The following is a 14,028-nucleotide window of genomic DNA, read 5'->3' as shown; positions in this document are numbered from 1 at the left end:
CATCTCATGACCAGATTCTTCATCACCCGTCCGATCTTTGCATCGGTGCTGTCTATCATCATTGTTCTAGCCGGACTGGTCGCAGCGTTGCAACTCCCCATTGCGCAATATCCCCAGATCGCGCCGCCCACAGTGCTGATCACCGCGACCTTTCCCGGCGCCAGCGCAGAGACGCTCACCAAGACGGTTGCCGCCCCAATCGAAGAACAGCTAAGCGGCGTCGAAGATCTTTTATATTTCAGCTCCAGCTCCGATTCAAGCGGGACGCTGACTATTACCGCAACTTTTGAAGTAGGCACCGACGTTGATCAGGCAACGTTCAATATCAGTAATCGAGCCAATATCGCGTTACCGCGCCTACCCGAGGAAGTCCGCCGGATTGGGTTGAAAATAGAGAAGCGTTCAAACGACATCCTGATGGTGTTCATGCTGATCTCCAAGGAGAAGGGAAAATATGACCCGCTTTATCTGAGCAATTACGCTACGTTGAACGTGCTGGATGAGCTGAAACGCACCAAAGGTGTGGGGGACGTAGTCGTATTTGGCGGGCAGGACTACTCCATGCGGGTCTGGTTGCGTCCTGACCGCATGGCGCAGCTGGGGGTCGCGACAACCGATATAACCGCGGCCATTCAGGCTCAGAATGCGCAGTATGCTGCAGGCAAAATAGGCCAGGAGCCCATGCCTGCGGAGCAGCAATTGATTTATACCGTCAACGCCAAAGGCCGGCTGCGGACACCCGAGCAATTCGGCAACATTATTTTGCGCGCGGACGGCCCCCGAGGTGTTCTCTATCTCAAGGACGTGGCCCGAATTGAGCTTGGCGCGCAAAGTTACGACGTTCGGACCGCGTTGAATGGCGAGCCCGGCGCGGGAATGCCGGTCTTTCTCCAACCCGGCGCGAATGCGCTCGATACCAAGAATGCCCTCGTCGCTAAGATGGAAGAGTTGAAGAAACGCTTCCCGGAAGGAATGGATTATGTCGTGCCTTACGATACCAGTCTCTTCGTCAAAGCCTCCATGTGGGAGGTGGTCAAAACGCTGGGCGAGGCAATGCTGCTGGTGATATTGGTGGTCTACCTATTCCTGCAAAGCTGGCGGGCAACCCTGATTCCCCTTATTGCCGTACCCATTTCGCTGATTGGCACCTTCGCGGGCTTGTGGCTGTTCGGCTTCTCCATCAATACGCTCACGCTTTTTGCCATGGTCTTGTCCATCGGCATCGTGGTGGACGATGCCATAGTGGTGCTGGAAAACATCGAGCGCTTGATGGACGAGGAAAAACTCTCGCCGATGAAAGCGGCGATCCGCTCCATGGAACAGGTGGCGAGCGCGGTCGTGGCGATTGTATTGGTGCTGTGCGCGGTTTTTATCCCAGTGGCGTTCATGGGCGGAATCGCGGGCGAACTCTACCGGCAGTTCGCAGTAACAGTAGCGGTGGCTGTGACCATATCGGGCGTGGTGGCGCTAACCTTGACGCCCGCCTTATGCGCCATCCTGCTGAAGCAAACGCATGGAGAGTCGGCGTTCTTCCGGGCCTTTAACCATGGTTTCAGGCGCCTGACCAATTTCTACGTCAACATGGTCAGCATTACGATCCGGCATAGAATTATCGGCGCGGTTGTATTCTCGGGCATCATCGCCGTGGCGGCGTATCTGATCAAAATGGTACCGGAAGGTTTTGTACCGCCGGAAGATCAGGGCTATGTGGTGGCGGCGACCATCCTGCCTGATGGGGCAACGCTCGCACGCACGACTCGAACCGCTGACGCCGTGCGGGCGGAGATTGCAAAGGACCCCGCAGTTTCCCACGAATTCGTGGTCAATGGCTTTGATCTGATTGGCGGCGGAAATAAAACGAGTTCGGCAACCATGTTTGTCGCCTTCAAAGACTGGTCGGAACGCACGGCCAGCGCGGAAGATATTATCCAAAAATTGAGCGCCATCGGCATGCAGCAATCCGACGGGATAGCAATGGCATTTAATCCGCCTGCAATCCGCGGACTGGGGACCGCCGGCGGCTTTGAGGTTTATGTGCAAACGCGTGCTGGCGCGGATCCGCTGCAATTATCGAACGTCGTCAACAACTTCATCGAGGCGCTGAATCAGGAACCGCGCCTTGCAGGCATTGCCACATTTTTCCGCCCCACGGTACCGCAATTCTTTGTCGAAGTGGATGAGGCAAAGGCGGTTTCCCTGCAAGTACGCATTCCCGATATCTACGCTACCTTGCAGAGTACTATGGGTTCGTTTTATATCAACGATTTCAATCTCTCCGGGCGCACGTACCGCGTTCAGCTGCAGGCAGAACCCGAGTACCGCATGAGTCCTGATGACCTTGGCAGGGTTTATGTGCGTTCGCAATCAGGCGCCATGGTGCCGATGTCAGCGTTGAGCAAAATCAGCACGGTTGTGGGAGCCGAGCAACTGGAGCGGTATAATGGCCTGCTTGCCGCAAAAGTAATGGGAGGCGGCGCCCCCGGCGTAAGCTCGGGTGATGCGATCAAGCTGGTAGAAGAAATTGCGGAGAAGAGCTTGCCGGATAACTACCAGATTGCCTGGACAGCACAGGCCTACCAGGAAAAGCGCACCGGTTCTGCCGCGGTTTTCGCCTTCACGTTCGCCATTATCATGGTATTTCTCATCCTGGCTGCGCAGTTCGAGACCTGGGCGCTGCCGCTGGCGGTCATCATGGCCGTGCCTTTCGCCCTGGCGGGCGCGTTACTTGCCGTGCTGATTCGCGGAATGCCCAACGATATTTATTTCCAGGTAGGCTTGATTACGCTGATAGGGCTGGCAGCCAAGAACGCCATTCTGATCGTGGAATTCGCCAGCCAGAAGATGCGGGAAGGGATGCCGGTGGCGCAGGCCGCGGTTGAAGCCGCGCGCCTGCGCTTTCGCCCCATTGTCATGACTTCCATGGCCTTTGTGCTGGGAATCGTGCCGCTGGTGATCGCAACCGGGGCAGGAGCGGCGGCGCGCCAATCGATGGGCACCGGCGTTTTAGGCGGCATGTTGCTCGCCACTTTTGTCGCCACGATCTTTATTCCCCTGTTCTTCACCTGGCTCACCCGTGAGCACGTGCCCCAGCGGGATGAAAGCATGCAGGAGGAAAGGGCATGATGACATCAGTTTCACGAGCGCGCGTCCGCAGTGCGTGGGCATGGATATGGTTGCTTTTGCCAAGCCTGCTGCTGATGTCATGCGCAATGGGGCCGGATTACGTCCGGCCCCATATCGAAACTGCGGAAAAGTTTCGCATGGCGGAAACGGAAGGGCAATCCATTGCCAACCTCCCGTGGTGGGAACTCCTGCGTGACGAAGAGCTTCAGCGACTCATCCGCCAGGCGCTCACGGAAAACAGGGACCTCAAGCAGGCGGTTGCCAGTGTGGAAGAGCTCCAGGCTCGCCTGGCGACAACGCGCTTTGACTTTTTTCCCAAGTTAGAAGCGAACGCTAATGCGCCTGCGTTCGGCACCATCGGGGGCTTTCAGATCCCGGGATTCCCCACGCCTTTCAATTATTTTGGCCAAGGCACGCTCAATTGGGAAATCGATATCTGGGGCCGGATCCGTCGTTCGAATGAGGCTGTTCGGGCAGAGATGATGGCGCGCGAGGAAAACCGGCGCGCCGTGATCCTGACCCTAGTGAGCTCGGTAGCACAGGCCTATTTCGATCTTCTGCAATTTGACATGCAGTTGGACATTGCCCGCAATGCCTTGCACTCATGGGAAGAATCCGTTGCCCTCGCCCGGGCGCAACTCCAGGGCGGGATAATCTCCAGGCTCGATGTGGATCAGTTCGAGGCTGAACGCGCACGCGCGGCCACCAGGTTGGCGGAACTGGAACGGCAGAGAGTTCAAAAGGAAAACGAACTGAGCGTGCTGCTGGGTAAGAACCCGGTACCGGTGGCGCGCGGCCGTATGCTGACAGAGCAGTTGATGCCGCCGCAAGTGCCGGCAGGCCTTCCTTCCGAGCTTTTGCAGCGGCGCCCTGATATTCTACAAGCCGAGCAGACGCTTGCCGCGGCAACCGCCAGAATCGGCATGGCCAAGGCGGCGCGGTTTCCCAAGCTCACGATAACGGGCTTTCTGGGCGTGGCCAGCCCCGCCCTATCCAATCTCCTGCTCTCCGGCAGTGAGTTCGGCGTAGGAGGACTTGGACTGGCAGGCCCTCTGCTCAATGCGCAAAGCCTCGGATTCGAGCAGCGCGCGACAGAAGCCCAGGCACGGCAGGTGCTGGCCCAATATGAGCAAACCATCCTGCTGGCGTTCAAGGAGGTGGAAGACTCGCTGGTGGCGGTCCGAACCTTCAATGACCAGCGCAAGTCGCAAGAGGATCAGGTGAACTCGCTGCGCTCGGCGCTCAATGTGGCCAACCTGCGCTACCAGGGCGGCATTACCAGCTATGTCGATGTCTTGCTTGCCAAACGCAATCTGTTCGATGCCGAATTCGCCCTCACCTCCACCCACCGCTTCCACCTGGTATCAGTCGTCCAACTCTACAAGGCCCTCGGCGGCGGCTGGGCAACACAGTGAGTAAGACCCCATGACTAGTCCACGGCACGTGGTGATGACGTTCAGTTGACGGTGCCGCTTTCCTTGTCACTTGGCATAAGTCACAGCCTCAGGAGCTCAGCACCTAGCAGCTCAACACAACAGCCTTATGCTGCCTTAGCGTTCAACCGGGCGCGGGTGTTCGCGCCGTTATCGATTTAACCAGTCCGAATTAAAAATTGGACGAGCCGACGGATTATAGTGCGGCATGAATCTGCTCGCGCAACCACTTGTGCCCCGGATCGCGATGTGAACGCTCATGCCAGACCATAGCCATCTCGTACCCGGGAATTTCGAACGGTGCCTCGAACGCGCAGAGTTCGTCCGACAGGTTGCGTATGAGGCGTGACGGAAGCATTGCCACCATGTCCGATTGGGTGACTAAAGCTGGAACGAATAGAAAATGTGGAACGGACAACACAACCCGCCGCGTTTTCCCCATCTTCTGAAGCATGGTATCCGTAACGCTTCGAAAACCTCCGCCATCGGGGGAAACCATAATGTGCTCCAGAGTGCAGAACTCATCAATTGTAGGTTTGCGCTTCACACACGGATGGTCTTTCCGCGCGATGAGCACGTAGTGTTCCATAAAAAGAAACTTGAACCGAAGCTCTGGGGGAACGCGATCCATGGTCAGGAAACCAAGGTCGCAGATACCCTGTTCCAACTGCTTGGCCATTTTCGGTGGCGCAGTATCGCGGATAGCAATGCGAGTATGTGGCGCAGCATCTCTCAGCCTGGACAGAACGGGGAGGAGAATCGCAGACTCTGCATAATCTGGAGCAGCAAGGCTCCATGTCACGTGGGCAGTTGCGGGATCAAATGGTTTTTTCGGCTCAATGACGCGTTCGAGCTCAAGAAGAGCCGAACGTAACGGCTGAAGGAGCTCAAGTGCCCTCGACGTGGGCAACATTCCCCGGGGTCCCGGCAGCAACAGCGGGTCGTTATAAATATGCCGCAGCTTGCCCAGCTGCACGCTTACCGAGGGCTGGCTCAGGTTAAGGCGCTCCGCAGCCTTGCTGACGTTAAGTTCTGTCAAAAGCACCTCCAGCGTCACCAGGAGATTAAGATCGATATGATGGAAATTAAAAATAACTATACCTGATATTGTATTAATTCATTTCTACTATACCAGAGACTAATCTAAACTTCATCGCCCTCTCTCTTAAAGGCCCCCGTCATTAGATATCGTGGACGGTCAGAAGGATTGAGGAATTGTTCCAGTTTCTTAATAGTTGTCTACCTACAAGTCATTACATACATACACGAATGTATAAAAACTGTTTATTGGTTTATTGGAAGGCTCTTCTTGGGCTGACGCTATGTCTTACCTTGGCCGCGTGCGGAAAAAACGAGGCAGCAATCCAGCCGGGCCCAATTGCGCTTCCTGTCAGCGTAATCGAAGTTCGGCCGACCAGTGTGCCCATCAGCGCAGAGGCGGTTGCTCAAACCGAAGGGGCCAAGGAGGTTGAAATACGTCCCCGGGTAGGCGGTATCCTGCTTAAGCGCCTGTACGACGAAGGCGCGGCGGTAAAAGCGGGACAACCCATGTTCCTGATCGATCCCGTGCCCTACCAGAACGCCCTGGCGCAAGCAAAGGCGCAACTTGAACAACAGAAGGCACGGGTGATCCAGACCGAGCGCGAAGAAAACCGCTTGCGCACCCTGCTTGAAACACAGGCCATTAGCCAGCGTGAATATGATAACGCTGCCTCCGAGAACGCGATCACGCGTGCAGCCCTGCTGCAGGCCGAAGTTCGCGTGCGCGATGCCGAGCTCAATCTTTCCTATACTCACGTCGCCGCACCGGTAAACGGCATCTCCGGCCGCTTCCGATTCTCCGAAGGCGCGTTGGTGGAAGCCTATAGCAGCCTGCTGACCACCCTCGTCCAGCTATCGCCCATATGGGTGCGCTTCAGTCTTTCCGACAACGAGCTGGCACACCTTGGCGGTCCCCTGAACGAACAAAGAGTGCAGCAGATAACGCTGATATTGCCGGATGGCAAAGAATACGAAAAAAAAGGCGAATTGAATTTCGCCGCCAGCCAGATTGACCCCCTGCTCGGTACCCAGCAACTGCGTGCCACCTTCGACAACAGCGATCAGCGCTTGCTGCCGGGGCAGTTCGTGCGCGCCCGCGTGGTGACAGGTACGCAGGATGGCGTCTACCTGGTGCCCCAGGTCGCAGTGCAGATTTCCGACATGGGCACGACGGTGTATGTGGTCAACGAAAAGAATGAAGCAACGGTGCGGCCGGTGGTGACGGGCCGCTGGATCGGCAAGGACTGGGTCATCCTCGACGGACTCAAAGCCGGCGATAAAGTCATCGTCGATAACCTCATCAAGCTCCGTCCGGGCACGCCCGTGGCGCCCAATCCGGTCGGTGAGGCACCCGCCGCTCCTCCCCCGCAGTCGGTTCCCCAAACGCAGTCCTAAACAGGCATCTCATGACCAGATTCTTCATCACCCGTCCGATCTTTGCATCGGTGCTGTCTATCATCATTGTTCTAGCCGGACTGGTCGCAGCGTTGCAACTCCCCATTGCGCAATATCCCCAGATCGCGCCGCCCACAGTGCTGATCACCGCGACGTTTCCCGGCGCCAGCGCGGATACACTCACCAAAACCGTTGCCGCTCCGATCGAGGAGCAGCTGAGCGGAGTGGAAGGCTTGCTCTACTTCGACTCCAGCGCTGACTCCAGCGGCACGTTGACCATCACCGCCACATTCGAGCTGGGCACGAACATTGATCAGGCTACGTTCAACATCAGTAATCGCGTGAATATTGCGTTGCCGCGTTTGCCGAACGAGGTTCGCCAAACCGGCATCATAGTGCAAAAGCGTTCGACCGATCTTTTGATGGCAATAGCGATGACATCGAAAGATAAGAAGTACGACACGCTTTTTCTCAGCAATTACGTGACACTCAATATGCTGGATGAGCTGAAACGCACCAAAGGCGTGGGTGAAGTGAGTTTGATGGGTACCCAGAACTATTCCATGCGCATCTGGCAGCGTCCCGATCGCATGGCCCAGCTTGGGGTTACCACTAGTGACATTATTGCGGCAGTCAAGGTGCAAAATGCGCAATACGCAGCGGGCAAAATCGGCCAGGAACCGGCAACGTCTGATCAGCAGCTAATCTATACGGTTAATGCCAAGGGTCGGCTGCTGGAACCCGAGGAATTCGGTAACATCATCGTGCGTGCCGATGGGCCGCGTGGGGTACTCCACCTTAAAGACGTGGCACGTCTCGAGCTCGGTTCACAAGACTACAATGTACGTAACGCGATGGATGGCGAACCCGTTGTTGGTATCCTCATCTATTTGCAAATTGGTGCGAACGCGTTGGAGACCGCCGATGCGGTCAAGGCGAAAATGGAGGAATTGAAGCAACGCTTTCCTGAAGGAATGGGTTATGAGCTACCTTACGATACCAGCCATTTTGTCAAAGCCTCGATCTGGGAGGTAGTCAAGACGCTGGGCGAGGCGATGATACTGGTGGTCTTTGTTGTCTACCTGTTCCTGCAAAGCTGGCGCGCAACCCTGATCCCCATCATCGCCGTGCCCATTTCGCTGATTGGCACCTTCGCGGGCCTGTGGCTGTTCGGCTTCTCCATCAATACGCTCACCCTATTTGCCATGGTCTTGTCCATCGGCATCGTGGTGGATGATGCCATAGTGGTGCTGGAAAACATCGAGCGTCTCATGGACGAGGAAAAACTCTCGCCCATGAAAGCGGCGGTCCGCTCCATGGAACAGGTTGCGCGTGCCGTGGTGGCGATCGTATTGGTGCTATGCGCGGTTTTCGTGCCCGTGGCGTTCATGGGCGGAATTGCGGGTGAACTCTATCGACAGTTCGCAGTAACAGTAGCCGTGGCTGTCATCATATCGGGCGTGGTGGCGCTGACCTTGACGCCCGCCTTGTGCGCCATCCTGCTGAAGCACACGCACGGCGAGTCCGCATTCTTCCGCGCATTCAACAAGGGGTTCGGTCGCTTGACCGATTTCTATACCGGTACGGTCACCCTTACATTGCGACATACCATCGTTGGCACGCTCGTATTTGCCGCCATCATAGGTCTCGCGATCTATCTGATCAAGACTGTTCCCAACAGCTTTGTGCCTCCTGAAGATCAAGGTTATGTCGTAGCTTCAATTATCATGCCCGATGGCGCCACCTTGGCACGAACCATTAAAACCACGGAGTCATTGCGCAGCGCGATGGCGAGCGAACCAGCAGTCGCTACGCAGTTTGCAGTGTATGGGTTCGATCTGATCGGGAATGCCAATAAGCCCAACGCGGCAACAATGTATGTCGATATGAAAGACTGGTCTGAACGTACTGCCACCGCAGGGGACGTGATAAAGAAATTGTTCGACACCGGATCGCAGCTGCCGGATGGATTGGCTATCGCGTTCAATCCGCCGACCATCCACGGGCTAGGTAATGCAGGCGGCTTTGAAGTCTACGTGCAAACGCGGGCTGGTGCCGATCCGCTGCAGTTGTCGAGCGTGGTCAATAACTTCATCGACGCCCTGAATCAGGAACCGCGCCTGGCGCCCACCACCACTTTTTTCCGTCCTTCCGTGCCGCAATTCTTTGTCGAAGTGGATCAAGCCAAAGCGATATCGCAGGGCGTAGCGGTCGCGGATGTGTACGCTACCTTGCAAAGCATGATCGGGTCACTCTATGTCAACGATTTTAATCGCTCGGGACGGACCTACCGCGTGCAACTACAGGCTGACGCCGAATACCGGATGACCGAGGAAGACTTGGGCAGAGTGTATGTGCGGTCTGAATCCGGCGGGATGGTGCCACTGTCCGCCTTGAGTAAGGTAAAAAGTGTTGTCGGCGCGGAACAGTTGGAGCGTTTTAACGGCCTGCTCGCGGCTAAATTGTTCGGTAGTGCCGCCCCCGGCGTAAGCTCGGGTGATGCGATCAAGCTGGTAGAAGAAATTGCGGAGAAGAGCTTGCCGGATAACTACCAGATTGCCTGGACAGCACAGGCCTACCAGGAAAAGCGCACCGGTTCTGCCGCGGTTTTCGCCTTCACGTTCGCCATTATCATGGTATTTCTCATCCTGGCTGCGCAGTTCGAGACCTGGGCGCTGCCGCTGGCGGTCATCATGGCCGTGCCTTTCGCCCTGGCGGGCGCGTTACTTGCCGTGCTGATTCGCGGAATGCCCAACGATATTTATTTCCAGGTAGGCTTGATTACGCTGATAGGGCTGGCAGCCAAGAACGCCATTCTGATCGTGGAATTCGCCAGCCAGAAGATGCGGGAAGGGATGCCGGTGGCGCAGGCCGCGGTTGAAGCCGCGCGCCTGCGCTTTCGCCCCATTGTCATGACTTCCATGGCCTTTGTGCTGGGAATCGTGCCGCTGGTGATCGCAACCGGGGCAGGAGCGGCGGCGCGCCAATCGATGGGCACCGGCGTTTTAGGCGGCATGTTGCTCGCCACTTTTGTCGCCACGATCTTTATTCCCCTGTTCTTCACCTGGCTCACCCGTGAGCACGTGCCCCAGCGGGATGAAAGCATGCAGGAGGAAAGGGCATGATGACATCAGTTTCACGAGCGCGCGTCCGCAGTGCGTGGGCATGGATATGGTTGCTTTTGCCAAGCCTGCTGCTGATGTCATGCGCAATGGGGCCGGATTACGTCCGGCCCCATATCGAAACTGCGGAAAAGTTTCGCATGGCGGAAACGGAAGGGCAATCCATTGCCAACCTCCCGTGGTGGGAACTCCTGCGTGACGAAGAGCTTCAGCGACTCATCCGCCAGGCGCTCACGGAAAACAGGGACCTCAAGCAGGCGGTTGCCAGTGTGGAAGAGCTCCAGGCTCGCCTGGCGACAACGCGCTTTGACTTTTTTCCCAAGTTAGAAGCGAACGCTAATGCGCCTGCGTTCGGCACCATCGGGGGCTTTCAGATCCCGGGATTCCCCACGCCTTTCAATTATTTTGGCCAAGGCACGCTCAATTGGGAAATCGATATCTGGGGCCGGATCCGTCGTTCGAATGAGGCTGTTCGGGCAGAGATGATGGCGCGCGAGGAAAACCGGCGCGCCGTGATCCTGACCCTAGTGAGCTCGGTAGCACAGGCCTATTTCGATCTTCTGCAATTTGACATGCAGTTGGACATTGCCCGCAATGCCTTGCACTCATGGGAAGAATCCGTTGCCCTCGCCCGGGCGCAACTCCAGGGCGGGATAATCTCCAGGCTCGATGTGGATCAGTTCGAGGCTGAACGCGCACGCGCGGCCACCAGGTTGGCGGAACTGGAACGGCAGAGAGTTCAAAAGGAAAACGAACTGAGCGTGCTGCTGGGTAAGAACCCGGTACCGGTGGCGCGCGGCCGTATGCTGACAGAGCAGTTGATGCCGCCGCAAGTGCCGGCAGGCCTTCCTTCCGAGCTTTTGCAGCGGCGCCCTGATATTCTACAAGCCGAGCAGACGCTTGCCGCGGCAACCGCCAGAATCGGCATGGCCAAGGCGGCGCGGTTTCCCAAGCTCACGATAACGGGCTTTCTGGGCGTGGCCAGCCCCGCCCTATCCAATCTCCTGCTCTCCGGCAGTGAGTTCGGCGTAGGAGGACTTGGACTGGCAGGCCCTCTGCTCAATGCGCAAAGCCTCGGATTCGAGCAGCGCGCGACAGAAGCCCAGGCACGGCAGGTGCTGGCCCAATATGAGCAAACCATCCTGCTGGCGTTCAAGGAGGTGGAAGACTCGCTGGTGGCGGTCCGAACCTTCAATGACCAGCGCAAGTCGCAAGAGGATCAGGTGAACTCGCTGCGCTCGGCGCTCAATGTGGCCAACCTGCGCTACCAGGGCGGCATTACCAGCTATGTCGATGTCTTGCTTGCCAAACGCAATCTGTTCGATGCCGAATTCGCCCTCACCTCCACCCACCGCTTCCACCTGGTATCAGTCGTCCAACTCTACAAGGCCCTCGGCGGCGGCTGGGCAACACAGTGAATCGGCTTCTGTAGAAGATGAGACCCGGCCAGGCGGTCAAGGCGGTGAGCTCAGAAATTTGATCGCTTTCGCCGGCCCATCAAATCTATTTTTGTTCGAACAATGCTTGCAGAGCACGGAGGACCTCCGCCTGCAGCCATGGCATAATAGCGGCCGCGTCTGGTCGATAACAGACCGCCTCGTACTCGACCGACTGGTCGAGGGAGGTCCGTGCGTGGGACCGAAATTTGTGCCCCATGCGATATCAATCCAGCATTTGCGCGAGCTACCCAGAAACACGATTCCTCTGCATCAAGCATCGCAAGGTACCGCATCGCGCGAATTGGAAAAAAATCGCAGTTGGCAGCGCGCGAGCAATCTGACTATGAGATTGTAGGTGGTGACAGGCATATGGCGAACTACATGCCCTACATTCTCGTCACGACATTGTGACTTATTTTTCTCTTCTCGAAGTTTGATTAACACCGCTCGGTCGTGTCGGAGCTTTTTCCAAGGATGAGCATATTGTTTGACGGTCGCCTTGTCCCTTGTCCTTAAGTGCCTCCTGATAACCTCGCGGCACATCAAGCCCCCCCGCCGGCGTCACCAAGCGATAACAACCAACGAGACTGTTTTTATGCTGTTTTCCCTGCTGTTTTCCCCGTACTACCGGTTTTTTTAGCGGATGCGTGCCACCCGTTTGGAAAAGCCGCCCGCTAGTCGCAATGACTGGAAAACCATCCGCTCCTTGCTGCCATACCTTTGGGAGTTCAAAGGCAGGGTAGTGCTCGCATTGGCGCTGCTCGTCATGGCCAAGCTCGCCAATGTTTCCGTGCCGCTGGTTCTCAAAGAAATCATCGACACACTCGACCAGCCGCGCGCCATGCTGACACTGCCGGTCCTATTGCTGGCAGGTTACGGGGCTTTGCGCCTATGCAGTACGCTCTTTGGCGAATTGCGCGATGCAGTATTTGCCAAAGTAACGCAACGCGCCATCCGCCGGGTGGCCATCCAGGTATTCGGCCATCTGCACGCCCTGTCCCTGCGCTTCCACTTGCAACGCCAGACGGGCGGGGTGTCACGGGACATAGAGCGTGGAACCAGGGGAATCTCGTTCCTGCTCAATTTCATGCTGTTTAATATTCTGCCGACTCTGCTGGAAATCAGCCTGGTGGCGATCATTTTAATCTCTCGATACGACATCTGGTTTTCGGTGATCATCTTCGCTACATTGGCCGCCTATATTGCCCTTACGCTCACCGTGACGGAGTGGCGCATGATTTTCCGGCGCACGATGAACGACATGGACTCGAAAGCGAATACCCAGGCCATTGACAGCCTATTGAACTATGAGACGGTCAAGTACTTTGGCAACGAATCATGGGAAGCGCGACGCTATGACGCGCACATGGAGAAGTGGGAAGCCGCGGCGATACGCAACCAGACTTCCCTCGCAGCGCTGAATTCCGGGCAAAGCGCCATCATTGCGGTAGGCGCCACTTTATTGCTTTGGCTGGCGGCTGATGGGGTGATCGAAGGCACCATGTCGCTGGGCGACCTGGTGCTGGTCAATGCGTTCATGCTCCAGCTATACATGCCGTTGCACTTTCTGGGCTTCGTTTACCGCGAAATAAAACATTCCCTGGCTGACATGGAAAAAATGTTCAGTTTACTCGCGGAGAACGAGGAAATAAAAGACAGACCAGACGCGGCCGAGCTTGTCCTGCGGGATCCGGCCGTCCGTTTCGAACGCGTGAACTTCGGCTACGAGTCCAACCGCCAGATCTTGTATGACGTGAGCTTCGAGATTCCGGCGGGCCGGAATATAGCAGTGGTAGGGCACAGCGGATCGGGCAAGTCGACATTGGCGCGACTGCTTTTCCGCTTCTACGATGTTACCAGCGGCCGCATCCTGATAAGCGGACAGAACATAAGCGAGGTGACACAGAGAAGCTTGCGCGCCGCCATTGGTATCGTTCCCCAGGACTCGGTCCTGTTCAATGACAGCATTTATTACAATATCGCCTACGGGCGCCCTGACGCGACCAGAGAAGAGGTTTTCGAAGCGGCCAGGTCGGCGCATATTTACGATTTCATCGAAAGCCTGCCCGATAAATATGAAACCATGGTGGGAGAACGCGGATTAAAGCTTTCGGGGGGAGAAAAGCAACGTGTGGCTATTGCACGCGCCATCCTGAAAAAACCGGCAATTCTCATCTTCGATGAAGCCACCTCAGCGCTGGACTCGAAATCGGAAAAACTGATTCAGGCAGAACTGAAGCGCATCGCTTCAACACGCACCACCCTCACAATTGCCCACCGGTTGTCCACAATCGTCGATGCGGACCAGATTCTGGTAATGGACAAGGGCCATATCATCGAACGAGGCGCGCATAGAGAACTTCTTGCGGCGCATGGAACGTACGCCCATATGTGGGAACTGCAGCAGCAGGAAGAACAGACTCAGCTAAAGTTAGAACATGACGTGTTAGTGCCCCAGATTCCGCTGTGAGCCCG

At 56.5% G+C, this 14,028-nt stretch carries 7 protein-coding genes; 6 read left to right on the top strand and 1 reads right to left on the bottom strand.

What is annotated here, in order from left to right; translation table 11 throughout:
* Positions 1-6 precede the first annotated feature (6 nt).
* A complete protein-coding gene (locus tag R5L00_RS10855) occupies positions 7-3,123 on the top strand; it encodes a multidrug efflux RND transporter permease subunit (protein ID WP_317651666.1) in 3,117 nt (1,038 codons plus the stop codon).
* Complete coding sequence (locus tag R5L00_RS10850) at positions 3,120-4,538, top strand: efflux transporter outer membrane subunit (protein ID WP_258192745.1); 1,419 nt, start codon at positions 3,120-3,122, stop codon at positions 4,536-4,538. Before R5L00_RS10855 ends, R5L00_RS10850 begins: the two co-directional genes overlap by 4 nt.
* Positions 4,539-4,752: 214 nt before the next feature.
* Here the strand turns inward: R5L00_RS10850 and R5L00_RS10845 are convergent, their stop codons facing one another.
* Positions 4,753-5,601: a LysR family transcriptional regulator gene (locus R5L00_RS10845; RefSeq protein ID WP_317651664.1), complete on the bottom strand. Its 849-nt coding sequence runs from the start codon at positions 5,599-5,601 to the stop codon at positions 4,753-4,755.
* A gap of 224 nt (positions 5,602-5,825) precedes the next feature.
* On the opposite strand from R5L00_RS10845, the gene R5L00_RS10840 reads away from it, so the two are divergent.
* The 4 genes from R5L00_RS10840 (at position 5,826) to R5L00_RS10825 (ending at position 14,023) form a co-directional block, all read left to right on the top strand.
* Positions 5,826-6,992: an efflux RND transporter periplasmic adaptor subunit gene (locus R5L00_RS10840; protein WP_317651662.1), complete on the top strand. Its 1,167-nt coding sequence runs from the start codon at positions 5,826-5,828 to the stop codon at positions 6,990-6,992.
* Between the two features lie 11 nt (positions 6,993-7,003).
* A complete protein-coding gene (locus R5L00_RS10835; protein WP_317651661.1) occupies positions 7,004-10,117 on the top strand; it encodes a multidrug efflux RND transporter permease subunit in 3,114 nt (1,037 codons plus the stop codon).
* On the top strand, positions 10,114-11,532 hold the full coding sequence (locus R5L00_RS10830; protein WP_258192745.1) for an efflux transporter outer membrane subunit: 1,419 nt from the start codon (positions 10,114-10,116) through the stop codon (positions 11,530-11,532). The genes R5L00_RS10835 and R5L00_RS10830 overlap by 4 nt, the downstream gene beginning before the upstream one ends.
* Before the next feature lie 664 nt (positions 11,533-12,196).
* On the top strand, positions 12,197-14,023 hold the full coding sequence (locus R5L00_RS10825) for an ABC transporter ATP-binding protein/permease (protein ID WP_317651659.1): 1,827 nt from the start codon (positions 12,197-12,199) through the stop codon (positions 14,021-14,023).
* Positions 14,024-14,028: the final 5 nt, after the last annotated feature.

The organism is Nitrosospira sp. Is2, from assembly GCF_033095785.1.
In the GTDB taxonomy this organism is placed as follows: domain Bacteria; phylum Pseudomonadota; class Gammaproteobacteria; order Burkholderiales; family Nitrosomonadaceae; genus Nitrosospira.
This window is presented reverse-complemented; position numbering and strand designations above follow the sequence as displayed.

What these genes read in the sequence shown, in the direction of transcription:
- R5L00_RS10850 (WP_258192745.1), top strand. Translation starts at nt 3,120, where the DNA reads ATGATGACATCAGTTTCACGAGCGCGCGTCCGCAGTGCGTGGGCATGG.
- R5L00_RS10830 (WP_258192745.1), top strand. Translation starts at nt 10,114, where the DNA reads ATGATGACATCAGTTTCACGAGCGCGCGTCCGCAGTGCGTGGGCATGG.
- R5L00_RS10835 (WP_317651661.1), top strand. Translation starts at nt 7,004, where the DNA reads ATGACCAGATTCTTCATCACCCGTCCGATCTTTGCATCGGTGCTGTCT.
- R5L00_RS10825 (WP_317651659.1), top strand. Translation starts at nt 12,197, where the DNA reads ATGCGTGCCACCCGTTTGGAAAAGCCGCCCGCTAGTCGCAATGACTGG.
- R5L00_RS10855 (WP_317651666.1), top strand. Translation starts at nt 7, where the DNA reads ATGACCAGATTCTTCATCACCCGTCCGATCTTTGCATCGGTGCTGTCT.
- R5L00_RS10840 (WP_317651662.1), top strand. Translation starts at nt 5,826, where the DNA reads ATGTATAAAAACTGTTTATTGGTTTATTGGAAGGCTCTTCTTGGGCTG.